The organism is Candidatus Chloroploca mongolica (genome assembly GCF_004762035.2).
Lineage (GTDB): Bacteria > Chloroflexota > Chloroflexia > Chloroflexales > Chloroflexaceae > Chloroploca > Chloroploca mongolica.
Map to the genome: position 1 here is coordinate 125621 of NZ_SIJK02000009.1, position 19314 is coordinate 144934.

At 57.7% G+C, this 19314-nt stretch carries 17 protein-coding genes; 5 read left to right on the top strand and 12 right to left on the bottom strand.

What is annotated here, in order from left to right:
• Nucleotides 1–43: 43 nt before the first annotated feature.
• Nucleotides 44–1549 carry a DUF2079 domain-containing protein gene (locus tag EYB53_RS07335; protein WP_167857299.1) on the bottom strand — a complete coding sequence of 502 codons (1506 nt, stop codon included), beginning with the start codon at nt 1547–1549 and terminating at the stop codon, nt 44–46.
• A gap of 178 nt (nt 1550–1727) precedes the next feature.
• Here EYB53_RS07335 and EYB53_RS07340 point away from each other — a divergent pair, with 178 nt between their 5' ends.
• Nucleotides 1728–2813, top strand: a complete 1086-nt coding sequence (locus EYB53_RS07340; protein WP_135477552.1) for an RNA-guided endonuclease InsQ/TnpB family protein — start codon at nt 1728–1730, stop codon at nt 2811–2813.
• A gap of 150 nt (nt 2814–2963) precedes the next feature.
• Here the strand turns inward: EYB53_RS07340 and EYB53_RS07345 are convergent, their stop codons facing one another.
• Together EYB53_RS07345 and EYB53_RS07350 are read right to left on the bottom strand one after the other, a co-directional pair.
• Complete coding sequence (locus EYB53_RS07345) at nt 2964–5147, bottom strand: glycosyltransferase family 39 protein (RefSeq protein ID WP_167857300.1); 2184 nt, start codon at nt 5145–5147, stop codon at nt 2964–2966.
• An 8-nt stretch (nt 5148–5155) separates the two neighbouring features.
• Nucleotides 5156–7594: a glycosyltransferase family protein gene (locus tag EYB53_RS07350; protein WP_135477554.1), complete on the bottom strand. Its 2439-nt coding sequence runs from the start codon at nt 7592–7594 to the stop codon at nt 5156–5158.
• Nucleotides 7595–8285: 691 nt separating this feature from the next.
• Between EYB53_RS07350 and EYB53_RS07355 the strand changes: the two genes are divergently transcribed.
• The 3 genes from EYB53_RS07355 (at nt 8286) to EYB53_RS07365 (ending at nt 9836) form a co-directional block, all read left to right on the top strand.
• Complete coding sequence (locus EYB53_RS07355; protein WP_135477555.1) at nt 8286–8579, top strand: type II toxin-antitoxin system HigB family toxin; 294 nt, start codon at nt 8286–8288, stop codon at nt 8577–8579.
• Between the two features lie 126 nt (nt 8580–8705).
• Nucleotides 8706–9083 (top strand): helix-turn-helix domain-containing protein, encoded by a 378-nt coding sequence (locus EYB53_RS07360; protein ID WP_135477556.1) that lies wholly within the window; start codon nt 8706–8708, stop codon nt 9081–9083.
• A gap of 102 nt (nt 9084–9185) precedes the next feature.
• Complete coding sequence (locus tag EYB53_RS07365; RefSeq protein WP_135477557.1) at nt 9186–9836, top strand: methyltransferase domain-containing protein; 651 nt, start codon at nt 9186–9188, stop codon at nt 9834–9836.
• Between the two features lie 225 nt (nt 9837–10061).
• Here EYB53_RS07365 and EYB53_RS07370 read toward each other — a convergent pair whose 3' ends face one another.
• Both EYB53_RS07370 and EYB53_RS07375 read right to left on the bottom strand, forming a co-directional pair.
• Nucleotides 10062–10670 carry a GyrI-like domain-containing protein gene (locus EYB53_RS07370; protein WP_135477559.1) on the bottom strand — a complete coding sequence of 203 codons (609 nt, stop codon included), beginning with the start codon at nt 10668–10670 and terminating at the stop codon, nt 10062–10064.
• 11 nt (nt 10671–10681) lie between these two features.
• Nucleotides 10682–11218, bottom strand: coding sequence for a DUF1697 domain-containing protein (locus EYB53_RS07375; RefSeq protein ID WP_135477560.1), 537 nt, complete (start codon nt 11216–11218; stop codon nt 10682–10684).
• A gap of 360 nt (nt 11219–11578) precedes the next feature.
• Between EYB53_RS07375 and EYB53_RS07380 the strand changes: the two genes are divergently transcribed.
• Nucleotides 11579–12727: an alpha/beta hydrolase family protein gene (locus EYB53_RS07380; RefSeq protein ID WP_135477561.1), complete on the top strand. Its 1149-nt coding sequence runs from the start codon at nt 11579–11581 to the stop codon at nt 12725–12727.
• Between the two features lie 82 nt (nt 12728–12809).
• On the opposite strand, the gene EYB53_RS07385 is transcribed toward EYB53_RS07380, so the two are convergent.
• The 7 genes from EYB53_RS07385 to EYB53_RS07415 form a co-directional block, all read right to left on the bottom strand.
• Nucleotides 12810–13733: a LysR family transcriptional regulator gene (locus EYB53_RS07385; protein WP_135477562.1), complete on the bottom strand. Its 924-nt coding sequence runs from the start codon at nt 13731–13733 to the stop codon at nt 12810–12812.
• 4 nt (nt 13734–13737) lie between these two features.
• Nucleotides 13738–14667 (bottom strand): MBL fold metallo-hydrolase, encoded by a 930-nt coding sequence (locus EYB53_RS07390; protein WP_135477563.1) that lies wholly within the window; start codon nt 14665–14667, stop codon nt 13738–13740.
• Nucleotides 14664–15578, bottom strand: coding sequence for a DMT family transporter (locus EYB53_RS07395; RefSeq protein WP_135477564.1), 915 nt, complete (start codon nt 15576–15578; stop codon nt 14664–14666). Before EYB53_RS07395 ends, EYB53_RS07390 begins: the two co-directional genes overlap by 4 nt.
• Nucleotides 15579–15585: 7 nt before the next feature.
• Nucleotides 15586–16077: a hypothetical protein gene (locus EYB53_RS07400; RefSeq protein ID WP_135477565.1), complete on the bottom strand. Its 492-nt coding sequence runs from the start codon at nt 16075–16077 to the stop codon at nt 15586–15588.
• A gap of 105 nt (nt 16078–16182) precedes the next feature.
• Nucleotides 16183–17322 carry an acyl-CoA dehydrogenase gene (locus EYB53_RS07405; protein ID WP_135477566.1) on the bottom strand — a complete coding sequence of 380 codons (1140 nt, stop codon included), beginning with the start codon at nt 17320–17322 and terminating at the stop codon, nt 16183–16185.
• A 154-nt stretch (nt 17323–17476) separates the two neighbouring features.
• Nucleotides 17477–18430 (bottom strand): NAD-dependent epimerase/dehydratase family protein, encoded by a 954-nt coding sequence (locus tag EYB53_RS07410; RefSeq protein ID WP_135477567.1) that lies wholly within the window; start codon nt 18428–18430, stop codon nt 17477–17479.
• Nucleotides 18430–19131, bottom strand: coding sequence for a TetR/AcrR family transcriptional regulator (locus tag EYB53_RS07415; protein ID WP_135477568.1), 702 nt, complete (start codon nt 19129–19131; stop codon nt 18430–18432). Before EYB53_RS07415 ends, EYB53_RS07410 begins: the two co-directional genes overlap by 1 nt.
• Between the last annotated feature and the right edge of the window lie 183 nt (nt 19132–19314).

Genomic DNA, 19314 nt, shown 5'->3' on the forward strand with positions numbered 1-19314 from the left:
TAGCCGCCCTCCTCAACATCCTTTGTGCCTTTGCGCCTTTGCGTCAAAACCGCACGTGCCGAAACAAAATCAAATCATCTTCTTCGTGGACTACTTCCCAGTTCGGGTCATTCCGTAGCCGCCCGACGATGTCATTGCCCTGGGCGGCTTGGTCGCGCAGGCCAGCCGCACGCAGATCGAGAAACGCATACTCGGCGGCCTCGATCGGGTGGTGCATCTGTCCACCCGGGATGAAGTAGATCTCTTCGCGTGGCAACAGGTGCGGGGCCAGGAACGAGGTCGCGGCAACCGTCGCATCCGGCGGAAACATCGCCTTCATCGCTTCCATCAAGGCGACCCGCTCGGGTTGTTCGGGGTTGCGCACCGCCGAAATGACCGGGTTTTTCAGGGGCAGGTTGATCAGGCCGACCAGCAGCACCATGCCGATGAGCAATCCTGGTGCCCAGCTTTGTACCCGCTTGCCCTGCCAGCGCTGGGCCTGCTCAAAGAGCCACGCTGCGCCGTAAATGGCCGCAATGATCATGCCAGGAACAACAAGAATCTGGTACTGCTCGGTGATCACATATTGGTAAATCCGATTCGAGAGCAGATTGATGCCGAAGATCGGGGCGGCCAGCAAGAGCTCGCGTGGCGCAAAGAGCGGCAAAAAGAGCAAGCCCGCAAACATCAGCACCAGATACTCGATTTTGGCCGGTTCAAAGAGAAAGAAAAAGACCTCGACCGGGTGCGTAACGATGTTGAGCAGGATATTAGGAATGCCACTCCCCAGGTGCAGGTAGTAACACGCCTGCGGGCTGACCCCGCACGGCCACATATCGTTGTAGTCGCGGTTCAGATCAAACGGCACCTCGACTTTTTCTGGGATAAAGCCCTCATTATAAAACTGTGGCGTGATATAGGTAATGGCAACATAAAAATAGATCAGCCCGGCAAGCATGGGCACCAGCGCGTACGCCCACGGCATACGGCGCAGCACGGCGTACATGCCAAAGGCGACCACCACCAGCGCGGCGTCGGTGCGCGTCAACATCGCCAACCCGAGCATCAGCAGGTACGGCCACAGTTGCCGCCGCGTCAGGAACCAGAAGGCCCAGATGAGCAAGACAAGCCCGGGGATGCGCGGTTGAAAGGGCGCTGCCATGCCCATAAATTGCGTCGTTGGGTAGAGCAGATAGACTGCGGCGAAGGCCACCCCCGCCCACGCATTGCTCAGGCGGTCACGGGCAATCAGGTAGACCGGAATGGCCGCCGAGACGAGCAAGAGGCTTTGCACGACGATCAGGGTGTAGGCTGACGGCACCACGGCATAAAAAGGAATCGCCGGCAGAAAGCCCAGGGCGACATCAAGCCCCATGAATGTATCAGTGAAATTGTACCGCGAGACAAGTAAAAAATGGCCCTGCGTCGTACCCCAGATCGGCATGTGAAAATCTACCATGTCGAACCCGTGGCCCCAGTAGGAATATTTATAGGCGCCTGCCCCAATCAGTGCGGCACTCACCAGCACCATCAGCACGATCAGGACAATGCTTGGTTGTTTGCTCTTCATGCTCTCTTTCTGCCCCATCCCTACCCTGGGTGCGCGGGCCTCTGGCCCGCCCTCCCAGGTTCACAATGGTTTACCCTTTAGGCCGGGAAGCCCGGCAGCTTTAGCGCCGGGAGGAACGCCCCCGCTTTAGCGGCTTTAGCTTGACGTTTTCGCACGCCCATGCTATAATTCATACTATATGAAACTCACTGCGCAAATCAAACTGAATCCGACTTCTGAGCAGCACGCGGCATTGCTGGCAACATTGGCGGAAGCGAACGCCGCGTGTGATGCTATTAGTGCTATCGCGTGGCAAGCGCGTGAGTTTCGCCGTATCCCCCTTCAAAAGATCTCTTACCATCAAGTCAAGGACTCGTTCCGGCTTGGGGCGCAAATCCTCGTTCGCTGTATTGCGAAAGTAGCAGATGCCTATACGCTCGACCGAAACGTGAAGCGCACGTTTCGTCCACACGGAGCTATCGCCTTTGACGACCGCAACCTGTCCTGGTACACCGACAAGCAAGCGGTGTCGATCTGGACGGTTGAGGGGCGGCAGCACGTCCCCTACAGCCTGGGCGAGCATCAGCAGCAACTCTTGCTGTTCCGAAAAGGCGAGAGTGACTTGGTCTACCACAAGGGTGCGTTCTACTTGCTGGCGGTCTGCGACGTGCCAGAGCCAGATGAGCAACAGATGGACGGCGTGCTTGGGGTAGACCTGGGCATCGTGAACCTGGTGAGCGACAGCGACGGAGAGATCTACCAAGGCGGAGAAGTCGAGCGCAAACGGCATTGGTACACCCGGCGTCGAGCTGCACTCCAGTCGGTCGGCACAAAGTCGGCTAAACGACGATTGCGCCAGATGTCGGGCCGACAGAAACGGTTTCAAAAAGACACGAACCACCGGATAAGCAAGCGGCTTGTTGCCAAGGCCGAACGCACGAAGCGGGCGATTGCTGTCGAGGAATTGACACACATTCGCCAGCGGACAAGGGCTAGAGGGCCGGAGCAGCGAGCGCGACACAGCAATTGGGCTTTCGCTCAGTTGCGGCAGTTCATCAGCTACAAGGCGCAACGAGCAGGTGTGCCAGTTGTTGCGGTTGACCCGCGCAACACCAGTCGCACCTGTGCGGTGTGCGGGCATTGCGAGCAGGCGAACCGCCGCTCGCAAGCTGAGTTTTGTTGTGTCGTGTGTGGGCATAAGGCTCCTGCCGATGTCAATGCCGCTATCAATATCAGCAATCGGGCCGCCTGTCAGACGGCCTATGGTGTCCAGCCTTCGGGTTGAGGCACAAGCCCAAGCCCTTTTAGGCTTGGGTGTCTGACACAACACCACCTTCAGCGTCTAGGCAATACCTTCGCTAAAAACTTTGCGCCTTTGCGCCTTTGCGTCAAAAAAAACCGCCTTATGTGCAAGGTATTGCGTCTCGATATCAGCTTACCGCGCCTCTACCAACAATACCTGAACCCCAACCGCCCACGGTGCTTGCTCAAGGTCGAGCAGGCTTGTCGGGCTGCTGAGTGTTACTTCTCCGATCATTCCTTCGTCGCACGTTGCTGGATCTGGGGCGAGGCTCACCACCTGGATGCTGCCGTCGAGACGCACATTCTGACGTTCCCCGTCAGGGTGCAGTGCCACTTCAACCATGCGGCCCGCTGGCCCGCGCAGGCTTACCTCAACTGGGTTGCAGCCATGCGCAACGCGCACCGACGCTTCGCCGAGGGTCCAGCGGCCCTCCGCGAGATCAAAGGTGGTCGGTGCAAACCCGCGGTAATGCCCAAAGGCCGCTGGTGCGCCTGGCACAACGCGGGTTGCCGCTGGCGTACGCCGAGCGTGCCACGCCCACGCATAGAGATCATTGTTGTCGCGTCCGTAGCTCGCGATGCGCGCCAGTGATGCCTCGGCATCCGTGATCCGGTCGTCGAGCACGGCGATCCATGCGCGCATCGCATGCGCATAGAGGCTCCGATCTTCGAGGGCGACGGCGGCGAGAAAGTGGGTTTCAGCCTTTGCCAGGTCGCCCCGCTCAAACGCAAAGTCGCCCAGGGCGATCTGACGGTTGGCGTTGGTTGGATTGGTTTCAGCCGCCTGTAGCAATGCCATTTCTGCCGTAGCCCAATCGCCCTGTGCTAGGGCGGCCCGCGCTGGCCACGCCGTACGCTCGCCCTGCGCCCAGGTGACGTAACGTGTGCTGAAGATCAGGGCGAAAAAGATGAGCCAGCCGATCACGACGACCGCCAGCCGCCATCGCCGTTCGCTTGGGGTCATCACTTGACCCATTGCGCGCCCGACAAACGGCAACAGCGCAGCATACGCGGCAAACGGCAGAAAAACGCTGATCAGCGGGAGCCGCAAGCGATGATGCGCAACGGTGATCGCCGAGAGTGTTACCCCATAGGCAAACCAGGTCATCAACGGGACACTGCGCCGCCAGTGCGGCGCAAAGGCCAGCCCGACAATGCCGGCAAGCATCATAAAGATGTACTGCACATCGGCGATCAGGCTCAGCCAGCGCGGATTTTCGCCGGCACTCAGGGCGATCTGCTCGTCCTGCGGGCTGATCGTGACCACATCGCCCACAAAGAAGCTCCGCGATTGCAACAAAAAGAGCGACGCGAGCTTGAGGCGCGTGCGCAACGCAAACCAGGCCGGGTCTTCCCGGATACGCTCGACCGTCAAGGCAACCGCAATCTTCTGTCGGTCGGCCAGGTTTGGTTCCGCAAAGATCAGGGCTTCGCCCGCCACACGATCTTCTTCGCCGCGCACCATGCCGTACCACATGCTAATGCCGCCATTGGTATCGGCCAGGATCAGCCGCTCGTGGACAAGATAGTTGCGCAGCGCCCATGGCCCGATGATCAGGGCGGCCCCAAGCACCAGCATCACGGCCACGGCCCACCGTTGGCCGGCCCGCACGCGCACCCCGATCACGCCAACCAGCCATCGCCAGCCTGCTCGATCCGCGAGTCGGGCCTCCTCGCTCTTCACCAGTGGAGTCAGCACCAGGGGCATCATCGCCGCCAGGGGAATGAAATAGAGTGCCGTAGCGCGGGTCAGCGCCGCAAGCCCAAAGATGATCCCGCCAGCGAGGGCGAGCCATAGGCGTGGCTTTTCGATCAGATGCACCATCACCGTCAGCGCCATGGTCATCAGGATCACAAAGAGCGCCTCGGCAAAGAGCACGCTGCCAAAGCTTGCCAGCGGCACAAAACTTGCCGCAAACAATCCACTCAGCAGCGCAACATCACGCCGCTGAAAGAGGGCCTGCCCCAGCGCAACAAACGCGAGCACGCCAACGCCCGACAGGATCGCCTGCCCAAGCAAGGCCTGCGCTACATCAAGCCCACCGACGGCAAAGAGACCTGCCAGCACCACCGGATAGACTGGTGGGCGCAGCCATTTGCCGGTATCGTGATAGCCGCCCTGCAACAGATGCACCGCCGCCCGGTAGTACTCCTCGGGGTCGCCCGGCTGCACCGCCCCACTGGTCGCCTGCCAACTCCAGAACCAGACGCGCAGTGCGACGGCCAGGGCGGCAATGCCAAGCACCGCCAGCGCGTACCAAGGTGAAAATTGTCGTGTGGCTGTGACCGCCCCCTTGCCGCCCGCCGTCTGCTGCATACGTGTCATCAGCTTAAGGGCGAAATGGCAATGCGGAAGAACCACTGGTCAAGCGCCGCCACCGCACTGACAAGATAGATCGTCACAATCATGATCTGCGCCCAACGCCCCCGTTGCCAGTAGCGCCCGGCATAGACGGCCCAACAGATCGCGATGATCGGCAGAATATAGAAGAGTTGCTTGTCCACCATCGAAATTCGGTAGCCCGCTAGCATAAAAACTATCGACACCGAGAACCAGGCCGCCAGGAAGACCCCCGCGAGCGGGCGCTTCCAGAGATGCAAGAACCCTGGGATCGTAAAGAGTAGCGGGAAGGCCAACCCGTAGAAGAGGTAGCGCCCCGGCCAGATGCGGTAATCAAAAGCCTGGAAGAACGCCCACATATAGAGATGGAAGGGTGCCCGTTCAACGCCGACACTGCTGGCCCCCTGGGTAAAGACCGTCGCAAAATAGGGCACGCTCCGCTCGATAATCGGCAGGATATACTGCCCATAATAGACGACGATCACCACCAGGATCGCCACCCCGGTCGCCTGCCAGATCGGCTTGATCCGCGTCCGCAGCGCCGCCCACTCGGCCCCCTTTGGTGCTGCTGCCAGCAACATCAGCGTGAGCAGCACCAGAAAGACCCCCATAAAGACCGCCGTCACCGTATAGATCAGGAACGTAACGGTCAGCATTAGGCTAAAGATGACCATTGGCCCGCGCTCGTGGATGCGTTCCCAGGCACACACCAGGAAGGTTGTCGCCATCAGGGTCATCCAGAGCCCAAAGGTCGTCGGCACATTGCCCCAGGCATGCAAGAGAAACGCAACGGGCATCACCGCATACATCGCTGCCGCAAAGACGACATTGCGTGCGCTGAGCCCAAAGCGCCAGCCGAGCAGGCCGATCATGATGATGCGCGTGCTATCAGCCAACGCACTCAGCATATTGATCGACAACGGCATCGGCCACGGCAACAGGCTGAGCGGCGCCGCAAAGATGTGGAAATAGGGTGAATAGGGGATAATCGGGCGATTCTCGCCCCATTCCGCCGTCGGCATCGTGCTCTCGTTGAGCGGACTATTGAGCCCATAGAGCAGCGGCAACTGGCCTTCCAGGATCCAGCGGGCGCGTTCCATATGCCATTGCACATCAACCGCGACAAAATAGGGGTAGAGCATGCCGCCCGCTTTGAACCAGTAGCTCACAAAAAAGATGAGCAGCAGCGCACTCGTCAGGGGCGCTGGCGTGAAGCGCCCGCGTTCCTCGTGTTCGCGTGGCTCAATCGCACCGATCGCAGCAAAGAACCAATTTGTCAACGGGATCAGCGCCAGCGCCAGCACAATGCTCCAGATCGCCAGGCCCGCCAGACGGGGCAGAAAGAAACTGGTCGGGAAGCGGTAGACCATCAAAGCCCAGGCCCCCACCAGCGCGACCAGCAACGCACCAATCAGGGGCCCCAGATCGCCCCACCGGTGCAGCGAGGCACGGGCCATGACCCTCGTTGTCTCACCGACACGCAGCATGCTCAGCGCGCCATAGACCCCGAGCACCATCGTCAACATCGAGAAGGTCGTGGCCCAGGGAGGCACCGCACTACGGATCACACCTGTTCCGGCTGCCGGGGCAACCACAACCCGCGAGATCAGCACCCCGAGCTCACGTGGATCATTATAGACATTGGCTTGAAGCGCCAGTTCAAGATCACCATTGCCCATCAGACTCGCGGGAATATGCAGATGGATCATCCGCTCTTCGCCCCGGTCGGGAATGGCAACCATCGGCACCCCATTCACCAGCAACTTTGCCTCAACCGGTTGCTGGTTTGGATGGGCGGCAATCAGCCGGATATGAGCTGTCCAGGCCCCTCGACCCAACCCCGGCATCACAATCTGGCTCTCACCCTGTGACCAGCGATAGGTTCGCGCCGGTGCAATCGTCAAGGTGCCAACCAGATCTGTGGGCGGTTCAGGATCACCCACAAGTGGCGACACCATTTGGATGGTGACCGTCTCGGCCTCAAGCAGATCGGGCGTCAGCTTGGCCACCAGCGTCCGCTCACTCAGACGCGGCATCTCCACCCGGATGCCATCAACAGCGATGGCCACCTGGCGCAAGGCCCGATCGGGCTGATCGGGGCTAGCCTCAAACGTCGCAATCCAGACCCCATCGCGTCGCCCAGGGATTGCCAACTCACGCTCGCCGGCAGGCCAGGCAAACTGTTCACTCGCCCCACTCGCATCTATTTCGCGCCCGTTAAAATCCCGCAGAAACGCCATATCACGGGTACTACCGAGATCGATGACCACGGTGGGCCGTGCCGTATACGCCAGCATCAAGAGCACGATCGTCAACACGATCAGCAGGATATAAGGGCGCAGATCGCCAACCCGTGGCACAGTCAAGGCCGCGCCCCTACTCGCTCGCTCAGAGATGGTACCCGATGCGGTAGATCTCGCCATACGCTAACTCTTACTCCGTAGGTTTGTCTCAATACGATTGTGCCGCTGGTCAACAAGCCAGCTACGCTGGCTTGTTGACCAGCGACTGAAAATTTGAGGGTCGCAAACCTCCCAACGCAACGACAAGACACTTGATTGTACCAGAAATGCCAAGGCCCGCAACCCTTAAAGAGGGTCACCAGAGTAGTTTGATCAGAACAACAGACGTCGGTGCCACAGGCGGTGATCTGCTCCATCGCGGTGCGGTATTGGTGTTCCAGGGTGCTATCGGCCAGGCGGGCAGCGTCCATGTGCGGGGGCGCAAGAAGTATTCCTTTCGATGCGCCGCCCCACGCGGCCATCGTGGCACCAGCGGATCGTTGCCTGCGCTGAGGCTTGCTACCATGCTTCAGCCGGAGAGCGAGGCGGTGTGGTAGCGGATCGTTGCCTGCGCTGAGGCTTGCCACCATGCTTCAGCCGGAGAGCGAGGCGGTGTGGTAATGGTTCACACGTGTCCTGGGAGCGAGGGCGTCCCGCCCATTGTCAATTCTCGCCACATAATGTACCAGGGGCTCTCACCCGCGATGTGCCAGCGGGGCGGCTAACAGTCAAGTTGGGCAGCAGGTCGAACCCTGCAAGCTCCTACTTGTTCCCGTAACGGGAACGTGTTATACTTTGCCTGGAAGGGACGCGACCTGTTGAGCAACAACATATGCGGGTCATCGCAAAGAAGACATTACGTGAGTTCTGGGAAACCCATAGTGATGCCGAACAGGCGCTCAAGGCCTGGTACCAGGATGCAAAAAGTACAGACTGGAATAATCCGAATGATGTCAAGCGAACATATGCGAATGCAAGCATCATTGCGAATAACCGTGTCGTTTTCAATATTCGTGGTAACAACTATCGGCTCGTGGTTGCAATAAATTATGATTTTCACATTGTCTATATTCGCTTTGTTGGTACACACAAAGAGTATGACCAGATTGACGCCGAGAAGATCTAGCCAAAGAAGAAAATTTCATACAAGAAGGCGTATGAAAAGACTTCGCTCATCACATATTAGCAAAGAGTTAAGAGACAAATGCGCCAAAAAAATACTGATGAAATATGCGTAAATACGGAGGCGACAATGGACATCCGGCCTATTCGTACACCGGAAGATTATGAAGCAGCGCTCGCAGACGTCGAAGCGCTTTTTTCGTCAAAGCCTGGTAGCCCCGAAGGCGATCGTCTCGATGTACTGACCACGCTCATTGAGGCTTATGAGGCGGAGATAGAGCCTATCGATGTTCCAGATCCCATTGAGATGTTGCTGTACGTGATAGAGAGCCGAGGGTTAACTCGGCGTGACTTAGAACCGTATATTGGCACTCGGGCGCGGGTATCAGAGGTCTTAAATCGACGACGACCATTGACCCTGGAGATGATACGGAAGTTACATCAGGGATTAGGTATTCCCGCAGAGGTACTAATTCAATCATATTCAGTCCAGCAGCAAGCGGCATAAGCACCCTGCCCCGCCAACACCCACGCGATCAGTGAACCATCGTTCCAGCACCGCCTCGCGCCGAACCATTGTCGTTCCGTATCTGCAAGCCAAAAATCATATATGAAGCTGACCTCATGTACCCCATCGAATTTGGCGCGTGCCGTTATGATCTTCGCCGACAGGCTTCATGGCTTGGATTTCTTGACCACTCTACGCGCCGAAGAGGCAGGCCTTGATCCACATTCCGCATTTGGATCTTCGCCGTCTGGCAACAAATACCTCAAGCATATCTTGACCGATTTGAAGATTACGCCGAAGGACGCAATTCTTGACATCGGGTGCGGCAAGGGAAGCGCACTGCGAACGATGCTTGCTTTCCCGTTCGTGCGCGTGGACGGCATCGAGTTGTCGGGAAAGATCGCTGCTATAGCCACGCGAAATTTCAAACGGTTAAACGCACACCGGGTGAACGTATTCCATGGGGATGCATCAATGTTCTCCGGTTACGACGCGTACAACATCGTCTATTTGTATAATCCCTTTCCCGTAAGCGTGATGCGACCAGTCGTTCAGGCCCTGACGCGGTCTGTTCAGGAGGTCGAGCGGGAATTGGTCATCATTTACAACAATCCTACGTGCCACGAAACCGTTGTCGCTCAAGGTGTGTTTGCCCAAAAAGGACGGTATCCGGATCAGTGGGGCAATGGCATCGCGCTCTACTCGAATCGTGATGGTCGCGATTCGAGACTTTTTGGGAACAAACGGATGTAGTCGACTAGATCGCCACCCCGGTGGTGCTGGCAAAACAGACCTACGCCGCTTCACCCTTGCATTGACGCCCACGGCCTGGGCGCAGGTTCTTGTTCCAATACCTTGCAAAGAAGGCGGTTCTTTTGACGCAAAGGCGCAAAGGCGCAAAGGTTTTCGCGTAGGTGAGCTTACCCTTCGCGCCTTCGCGCCTTCGCGTGAGCTTCTTTGCAAGGTATTGGTTCTTGTTCAGAGCATTGGTTGTCTGATAATAGTTTTCCATTTTGATGGATCCGCTTTTCTGATGTCACTTAAGTAGATTTCGTGGTGTTTTCCAGTTCGCTTGCCCCTGGCATCAATAAACGCGTGGACTTTCTCGATCGTGGGCCCTTCTTCCGAGAATGGGCCGAGATGAAGAATTTGCGCACATGTGCCTTCTGCCAGAGGCTCAAAACGTACGCGTGAAATTGCGGCAGGATTTTTCTTCTTGCGCACATCGGCAATGGCGCTGTCGATCATTGCTACGGTGACAAAGTCGGGCTGCATGATCATCATTGTCCACTTCCAGTTGGCCTTGTCTTCGAGCAAAAACGTTGACATATCGTCTGCCCACCAGAGACCTTCCAGCGGCATGACGCCATAGTCAATGGCCAGCGGCCCCTTCTTGATCATGAACTTCACGGCATAAGAAACAGCGAATAGCGCTTCAATCGCATTAGCATATACCTGTGAAATATTGGGGTCACCTTCCCCATCGATCATCAAGTAATTCATGGTTGGCACATCAACCTGAACAACTTCCTTTGCTGACGGCTGGTAGAGTTGTTGCAACTCTTTCTTGAGATCGATCTTCTGCATAAATCCTCCCCTTATTCCTCTTTACAAAACTCAGCCAATTTCCTTGCTGTATTTACGTTTCTTGTGGTCATTCGACTATAGGATTTGTGACCAATAATCTTCGTGATGTGACTTCTGTTATAATTTTCTTTTTTTATGTTCCATACGATGGCTTTATTTGTATAAAAAATTTCCATGTATTCTCTCCTGATTGGTAATTCCGAGATAATTTCAGGCCTGGCAATATCATCAAACAGGTATGCAACATACGTTTGCTCTCTCTCGTTGCTATGCCATTCTGCTGGTATTGCTTTTTCAATCTCTACTATCTCGAAGGAGGTTTTCACAAGGGTTGGAATGTTCTGACCAAACGTCTTCTCAAGTTTATTCTCGATCATCTCAGTTAACTCAGAACTATCTCGCTCCGATTCGAATAGTACATTGCCAGAGTTTAAATAGGTAACTACATTTTCAAGCCCAAGCTCTTCCAGAAGACCTTTTAATGTCTTCATTGGTACCTGAATAGACTTTCCGACATTGATTCCACGTAGCAACGCAACAAACTTCAAGTATTTCCTCCCCTATTATTCGTAGGTGAATCGATCCTTCTCAGTCCCTCATGCTGTTCATATGCTGTCGGTGTTGTCCATCTATGATACCACATCAGCAATGGCCTGCTCCAACTGAGAGCCAGCCACACCAGGGCTGATGCAAAGTCATTTCGATCGTCCGCAGATTACGCAGATTACGCAGATTAGGGCTTCCGCATCTGCGTAATCTGCGTAATCTGCGGACTTTATCTAACCCTACTGGGACGTTGCATGAGCCTCTAAGATCGGTGAGGTGCAAGCGCACAAATGCTGGTGAGTTTGGTACAATCAATCATCTGCCCAGTGAGTATCGAATAGACAGGATTTGTTGCCTTGAGCATGTTCTCTGATCGTTGGTTTGCGAGCGCACGCTATCTGCTGCTCCTTTTGCTGAGCCTTGCGATGCTGGTAGCTTGCACAGGTCAACCTGTTGGATCAGCACCGCCAGTGGCAACGGCACCGCCCGCGCGGACGGCAACGCCGGTGGCAACGGTAACGCCGGTGGCAACGGCAGCGCCCGCGCCGACAGCAACGTCGATGGCAACGGTAACGCCGATGGCAACGGCAACGCCCGCGCCGACAGCAACGCCCGTGCCGACCGCGACCCCCGATCCGGTGGCCGGGTTGACGATCCCCGCTCTTCGTGCGCTGAGGTATGGCGCGGGGGAGCTTGTGATCGGTGAGCGGTATGCAAGTGGTCCTGGTTATACGACGTATCGTATCACGTATCCGTCGGTTGATGGGCTGCGCCTGACGGGTCTGTTACATCTTCCCGATGGCACTGGCCCGTTCCCGGTGCTTATTGCCAACCGTGGCTATATTGCGCCCGAGCGCTATCAGCCAGGGATGGATAGCCGGGTGTTCAGTGACTATGCTGCGCAGCGCGGCTATCTTGTGGTTGCCCCCGATTATCGGGGTTACGGCGGCGGCGATGCGGGCCCAAATGCCTTTTATACCGGGTATTATCTTGATGTGCTCAGCCTGATCCCGCTGGTGCAGCGCCTGCCGATGGCCCGCGAGGGCAAGGTTGGTATGTGGGGCCATAGTCGTGGGGCGTCGATTACCGTTGCGGCGCTCACGATCAGTGATCAGCTTGCGGCTGCGGTGGTCTACGCGCCGGCGCCTGCCGATCTCGCCGTCGATTATGCCCGGCGCTTCCAGCAGAGTGGGGGCGATCCGGGCACCGAGACCTGGCCCTTCCCGCCTGAACGCGACCCCGATGCGTATGCCCGCGTGTCGCCGCTGACCTATCTCGGCGCGACGCAGGCCCCCGTGATGCTGCACCACGGGACGGCAGATACAACCGTGGCGAGCTCGGCTAGCATCGCGATTGCCGAGACCCTTCGTGCCGCCGGTAAAGATGTCACGCTCCATCTCTATGAAGCTGGCCCGCACACCCTCACCGGTGCGCAAGAGCAGCTCTATCTCGAACGCTCACTCACCTTTTTTGATCAGCATCTACGTGTGCTTGATACCAATGAGAATTGAGCAATCTGCATAGGCACTCCCGCCAGCGCGCATTGGAAGGCCTTGTGCGGCAATCTGTAATCTAAAATCTGCAATCTAAAACCTACGTCAATCCTGCTTTACTCAGGATCGTGCGGGCCACAGGACTGAGCATGTAGTCGTAGAGTTCCTGGACGGCGCGGGGTTGACTACGTTCCCGCATCCGGATGAGGAACCAGTCCTGGTGCAGCGGCTGCCCGGCCAGGTCGATGGTGCCGATGCCGTCGCTGCGGCCAGGTATGCAGATCTTTGGCACAAAGGCGAGGCCAAGCCCTGCCCGTACGCTCTGCAGCACTCCGGTGATGCTGTCAGTCTCTAATGCCGGGTGTAGATCCGCTGGCAACACACTCCGCTTGCGTAGTCCTTCTTCGATCGTGCGCCGTAATGACGAGCCCTGGCGCGGCAAGATCAAGGGCTGTTCGCGCAAGATGCCCGGCGGAACCTGGGCCTGTTTGAGCAGCGGATTGCCGGTTGCGCCGACCAGTACCAGGTTTTCGCTGCCCAGTTCCACAAGGTCAAGGCCACGTCGACGCTGCTGTTCTTCCAACACGATCAGGGTGATCTCGCGTTCACCAAGCGCATCAAGCAAGCTGTCAGCCGGGGCGATGATCAATTCCAGGTGAACCGCAGGAAAGCGGGTGTGAAAATCGGCCAGCAGTCGGGGAAGGAGGCGTTCGCCACTATTTGCTGTGCATCCGACAACTACTCGTCCCGCGACCTGGCCTTTCAGGGCCAGAATGGTTTGTTCGGCCCGCTCGGCGAGTTGCACCAGATCACGCGCACTCGCAAGCAGTTCTTCACCCGCATGGGTCGGTACCATGCGCTTGCCGACCCGCCGAAAGAGCTTGATCTCGCCGAGTTGCTCTTCCAGGGCACGGATCTGCTGGCTTACGGCGGGTTGCGTCATGTGCAACGCCAGCGCGGCTGCCGAATAACTGCCGGTGTCAACGACCGTCAGAAAGGTGCGCAGGTGAAAGGTGTTGAGCATGCGTTTAGCCTGCTGCCCAGATCAAACGGGTATCAATCAGTTCAAGCCGAGCCTCGCCTTGTTGCTCGAGATAGGTCAGGTGCGCGCCAACGGCCCCGCTGAAAATGGCGTACTGGGCTACGCCGGCAAGGCTGTGCCCGATCATCCCGAGCACGCGGCTGGTGATCGTGGCGAGATCGCCCGCTTCATTCAGGGCCGCACGTACCAGATCCGAGGCCCCGCGCACGGCAACCTCATTGGCGGCCAGGTGTTCCCCGATCTCCGCCCGCGCAGCCACAGCCCCATGCCCCGGCACAAACCAGTCCGCCTCTAGTTGCCCAAGGACCGCAAGCGACGCCAGTTGCGCCGCAACATCGTGCGTATACGGCACTCCGCCATGCTTCGCCAGCACCGCCGGCCCAAAAAAGCCATCAGCCGCCAGACATACGCCATCCACCAGTACCCCGATCTGCGCTGGACTATGCCCTGGCAGACCGAGCAACTCAAGTTCAACCCCGGCGATCGTGGTGGTGCGCCTCATCCCTGCGGTGACGGTCTGCCACTCGTCGAGCAGGTGATGAACAGGCGAGCCAGGGGCAAGCACCCATTTGCCACGCAAGGAGGCTGGCGGGCACGCCCCACCGCTGAGATAGATTGGTTCAAGCAGCGGATGCTGGATCAACGCTGCCTCGAAGGGCGTCGCATAGACCTGGAGCTCGGGGTATTGCTTGAGCAGAAACGCATTGCCCCCAACATGATCGGCGTGATGATGGGTGCTGATGATCGCCCGTGGCGTGAGCCCGGTTGCCACCAGCGCCTTTTTCAAACTGCGTGCGGCATCTTTATCGATGCCACTATCAACAATGATGGCCCCACCGTCACCAGTTGCAATCACGCCCAGATTATTGGCCCCGGGCACGTACGCAACGCGCCCGGACAATTGCTGTAGTGTCATGCCTCGCGCTCTCCTCGCATCAGGATAAACATCGCCCCGAGCAGCAGCGCCGCACCGAGAAAACCGAGTGGCCCCAGCCGCTCTTGAAAGAGCCACCACGCCAGTACCGTCGAAGTCAACGGTTCAAACAGGGTCAGAATGCTTGCCACAGTTGCACTGGTTGTCCGCATCCCACGTAAGAAGAGGATATAGCCAAAGGCCGTCGGGATCAAACCCAGATGCAACAAGAGCAACCAGCCGAGCGGCGGATAGTCGAGCACGAGCCCGCCGGCGAGGGCAAAGGGCAGGATCATCAGTGCCCCAGCGGTAAAGCCCAGACTGATTGGTTGCAACGGATGGTACCGTGGGGCCAGCGCCCGGCTGGTCATCGTCACAAACGCATAACTGAGACCGGTGCCCAGCGCGAGCATCACCCCGATCATCATCTGATTGCGGTCGCGCCCCAAATCCGGCCCCCCGCCCACCAGCAACACTGTGCCGAGAAGGGCCAGCACCATCGCAATCCCAACCGTAGCCGTCAACCGCTCCTTCAACAGTGGGGCCGCCAGAATTGCCACCATCACCGGGCAAGTACAGAGCGCGATCAGCACCGCCACCGTCACCCCAAGCCGCTCAATCGCCGCAAAATAGGTCACCTGGTAAAGCGCCATCGAGAGACCGAGTCCCAGCATCAGCCAGAAATCGCGTCCTTGAATGCGGAACCCCGCCCGCCCCAGGGTTAGATAGGTTGCCAGCAGCAGCACTGGCGAAGCGAGGGCCAGCCGAAAAAAGCCCACCGACAACGGATTGGCGTCTGAAATAAGAAAGAGCGCCCGCGTCGCAATGCCAACGGTGCCCCACAGCGTCGCCGCAATGGCAATAAAAATGACGCCCAGACGCAACTGTCCGGGCGAAACCACACTGGTTGTCATTCCAACCTCAACGCTTGACTGGTGCAATCAGGGTCGGCTCAACCTCAAGCAGACTGGCGAGGCGATTCAGACCACCAGAATTAAATGTAACCACATAGTAAGGTGTCAGCGGAAGCCGCTCGCCCGAACGAAAGCGCAACTCAATCCGATGTTGCGAACGGCGCAACACGCGCACATCCATCGCCACCAATTCGCTGAACGGACGTTCCAGCACCACCCGCCCGGTCATCCCATAGCGCTGAATGCGGATCAGATCACCGCCCCGGTCAAACGAAGCAACCACCAGTTCGCCGCCTTTATGCAACGCAAAGAGACCGAGGCTGATCAGCAACGCCAATGCGGTCAACCCACCAATATCAGCCGGGGCGCGGCCATCAACCATGCGTGTGACAATATCCACCACACCATAGATCACCAGGCCCACAAAGAGCCAGGCCATCAGCGGCAGGTAACGCACGTTCAGGTTGTAACGATCGCCGCTGAGCAGAAACAGGGTCATGAGAAGCACCTTCCGGTGAGGTTGTTGGTTCCTTCGCTGGTAAAAAGTCGGCATTGCTGACTTTTTACCAGCGCAAAAGAGCTTGTCGGGCGGCAAAGCCGCCGCTTAACGTACCAGTTCGCGACTGATGACCAGACGCTGGATCTCCGAGGTTCCTTCGTAGATCTCAGTAATCTTAGCATCGCGGAAGAAGCGTTCGACCGTATATTCTTTGGAATAGCCATTCGACCCGTGCAGCTGAACCGCTTTGGTTGCCACCCACATAGCCGTTTCTGAGGCGTAGACTTTGCACATCGCGGCATCTTTGACATAATCGAGGCCATTATCTTTGCGCCAGGCCGCCTCGTACGTCAACAGACGTGCTGCCTTGATCCGCGTCGCCATATCGGCCAGCGTAAAGCCAACCGCCTGGAACTCGTGGATCGGCTTGCCAAACTGCTCACGGATCTTGGTATACCCAAGCGCCGCTTCGTACGCCCCCTGCGCAATGCCGAGCGCCTGCGCCGCAATCCCGATGCGCCCCGCGTTGAGGATCGTCATCGCAATCTTGAAGCCCTGCCCCTCTTCGCCGAGGCGACGCGATACCGGAACACGGTAGTTGTCATAGGCCATCTGGCAGCTATGGGCACTGCGAATGCCAAGTTTGTGTTCCACCTTGATAATGCTGCAGCCAGGCTCGTGGGTGTCAATCAAGAAGGCCGAAATGCCCTTGACCCCTTTTGAGGGTTCGGTCATTGCCATCAAAATGATCATATCGGCGTGATCGCCGTTGGTGACCCAGTTTTTGATCCCGTTGATGACATAATCATCGCCCTCACGCACCGCTGTCGTCTTTTGTGCGGCCGCATCGGAACCAGCACCCGGCTCAGAGAGCGAAAAGGCTCCGAGTTTCTGTCCCGAAGCGAGGGGCACAAGCAATTCACGCTTCTGCTCTTCGGTGCCAAACTTCTCGAGCCCGTAACAGACGAGCGAATTGTTCACCGAAGCAATCACGCCGAGCGACGCATCAACCCGGCTCAGTTCCTCGACCACAATCGCATACGAAATATAATCGAGCCCTGAACCACCATAGTCCTCGTTGACGGCCACACCCAGCAACCCGAGCTCACCCATCTTGCGCACAAGATCGGTGGGCCAGATGCCCTCTTCATCGCGCTGAGCTGCGGTTGGTGCAATTTCTTTCTCAGCAAATTGACGCACCATCTCACGCAGCATCTGCTGATCGTCAGTCGGATGAAACTTCATTGTATTCTCCTCATCCACTTCGCTAGCGCTACCGGTCAGGGGAAGCAATGCCCCTAGACTGTCACTATTGTACCGCAGATTCTGTTCAGGTACGCCGTGGGCTTGCGGCCCTACGTGCGATGCTTGCCTGACCCTGACGACGCCGGATGCATCCTCAGCGCAACTGAGGATGCCCCCGATACCATGCCACTGTCGCTTCCATCGCTTCGGCGAGAGGGGTTGCCTGCATCTCAAAGGTCTGAGCAAAGCGACTCGTGTCAACAACGAAGGGTTGCTCAAACTCGTACATCATCTCGACGGTCTCGCGTGCGCCAGGGATAAAGAGCCCTGCCAGGGCCATCATTGGTTTGTTTACGCTACTCACCTTGATCGGGTGGCCGACGGTAGCGTAGAGCAACTGGGCAAATTGGCGTTGCGTCATTTCGGGCCGATCACTGGGGACATGCCAGGCCTTGCCCAGCGCTTCGTCGTGTTCACCAAGGATGACCAGCGCACGTCCAAAGTCTTCGATGTAGGTCGCCGTGTGCGGCAGATCAAGCTTGCCGACGAAACTCGCTGCTTTGCCTTGGAGCGCCGGAGAAAAGACCCGCTCACCAAATGTCGAGTCAGTCACCCATGGCCCAAAGAAATCCGAGCCTCGCCCAATGGTGACTGCGACATGACCGGTGGCGTGGGCTTCCAAGGCTGCCTGGCTCATTGTAGCTCGTGTCTTGCCTTTGCGGGTGTGTGCGGCATAGGGCAGGTCTTCGGTCAACGGCTGGCCTCGGGTATCGCCATACATATAGGTATTGTCGCCGATGACCAGGCGCGCCTGGCTGCCCGTCAGACCGGCGATGATCGCGGCTTGCAGGGGCGGAAATTTCTCCGGCCATTCCCAATAGTGCGGCTGGGCGCACTGGTAGACGACGGCCGCATCCTGCGTCACCTCCCGCACACAGTCGGCATTGTAGAGGTCGCCTGCTACGATTGCGACACCCTCAGGAATTTCGGCCATCTGACCGCTACGACTGACCATTCGTATCCGCTCGCCTCGGCGTACCAGTTCATTCATCACCGCACGACCCAGTGGCCCGGTGCCAAAAATAACATGCGTTGTTGCTGTCATCATCACTGTATTTCTAACTGAGCGGCAAAAGCCGTTACCTCATGGACAAAAAAGGCCTCTCCATCACCGACAAGCGGTTGGAGATGGTGAAACATCTCGAGCATGATCGCCCCATGCACCCGTGCCCAGCCACTCATCAGCAGCACCACCAGGGCGTCGGGCATTTCTATCGCCGAGCTCTGCTTCCACGAGGCAATCGCTGTGCTCATCTCGCTAGCAATGTTCTGGTAGCTTGGCGGAATCTGCAAGGTACCGGTTTCAAAAGTGCTTGCAAAGAGGTGAAAGAGCCCTAGAAAGGGGCGGCGTGCCAACGGGATTGTTATCTCTTCTGGAGCCTGGTAGCCCGGAATAGGATTGCCATAGATCAACAAAAAGTCGGTAGGATGGCTGATCGCCCATTGCCGATAGGCCAGGCAGATCGCCATAATGCGGTCGAACGGCGGCTGGTTCCTGACTGCGGCCTCGGCAGTTTCAGTCGCCTCGGCCAGCGAGGTAAAGGCGTCAATAATCAGCGCTGTGATCAGATCGTCGAGGCTTGGAAAATAGTTATAGATCGCCGGGGCGGTAATCTCCATCGCCCGCGCAATGCCGCGCAATGACAACCCTGCGGTGCCATGGGCCGCCATCTGGGCGCGCGCGGTTGCCTTGATCTGGTTCGCGGTTGCGGCACCGTTGCCGCGCACTGCTCGGGCTGCTCTCGGCATCGTAGGCTTCTCCTCGGAAGTAAACACTGTTTATTTACACTGTAAGTAAACACCATGGAGGCGCATTTGTCAAGCCCCCAGGAAGGTAGGACTAGGGCGATGGCATCTTCCGTTGGTGCACCCCACCAGGGCACCCGCAAGGGGTGCCCCTACACCGGGCCCGCCCCCCGGCCCTGTAGGGGC

Coding starts and splice junctions, on each gene's coding strand:
- EYB53_RS07335 (WP_167857299.1), bottom strand. CDS start 1,549: ATGAAGAGCAAACAACCAAGCATTGTCCTGATCGTGCTGATGGTGCTG.
- EYB53_RS07340 (WP_135477552.1), top strand. CDS start 1,728: ATGAAACTCACTGCGCAAATCAAACTGAATCCGACTTCTGAGCAGCAC.
- EYB53_RS07345 (WP_167857300.1), bottom strand. CDS start 5,147: ATGCAGCAGACGGCGGGCGGCAAGGGGGCGGTCACAGCCACACGACAA.
- EYB53_RS07350 (WP_135477554.1), bottom strand. CDS start 7,594: ATGGCGAGATCTACCGCATCGGGTACCATCTCTGAGCGAGCGAGTAGG.
- EYB53_RS07355 (WP_135477555.1), top strand. CDS start 8,286: ATGCGGGTCATCGCAAAGAAGACATTACGTGAGTTCTGGGAAACCCAT.
- EYB53_RS07360 (WP_135477556.1), top strand. CDS start 8,706: ATGGACATCCGGCCTATTCGTACACCGGAAGATTATGAAGCAGCGCTC.
- EYB53_RS07365 (WP_135477557.1), top strand. CDS start 9,186: ATGAAGCTGACCTCATGTACCCCATCGAATTTGGCGCGTGCCGTTATG.
- EYB53_RS07370 (WP_135477559.1), bottom strand. CDS start 10,670: ATGCAGAAGATCGATCTCAAGAAAGAGTTGCAACAACTCTACCAGCCG.
- EYB53_RS07380 (WP_135477561.1), top strand. CDS start 11,579: ATGTTCTCTGATCGTTGGTTTGCGAGCGCACGCTATCTGCTGCTCCTT.
- EYB53_RS07385 (WP_135477562.1), bottom strand. CDS start 13,733: ATGCTCAACACCTTTCACCTGCGCACCTTTCTGACGGTCGTTGACACC.
- EYB53_RS07390 (WP_135477563.1), bottom strand. CDS start 14,667: ATGACACTACAGCAATTGTCCGGGCGCGTTGCGTACGTGCCCGGGGCC.
- EYB53_RS07395 (WP_135477564.1), bottom strand. CDS start 15,578: ATGACAACCAGTGTGGTTTCGCCCGGACAGTTGCGTCTGGGCGTCATT.
- EYB53_RS07400 (WP_135477565.1), bottom strand. CDS start 16,077: ATGACCCTGTTTCTGCTCAGCGGCGATCGTTACAACCTGAACGTGCGT.
- EYB53_RS07405 (WP_135477566.1), bottom strand. CDS start 17,322: ATGAAGTTTCATCCGACTGACGATCAGCAGATGCTGCGTGAGATGGTG.
- EYB53_RS07410 (WP_135477567.1), bottom strand. CDS start 18,430: ATGATGACAGCAACAACGCATGTTATTTTTGGCACCGGGCCACTGGGT.
- EYB53_RS07415 (WP_135477568.1), bottom strand. CDS start 19,131: ATGCCGAGAGCAGCCCGAGCAGTGCGCGGCAACGGTGCCGCAACCGCG.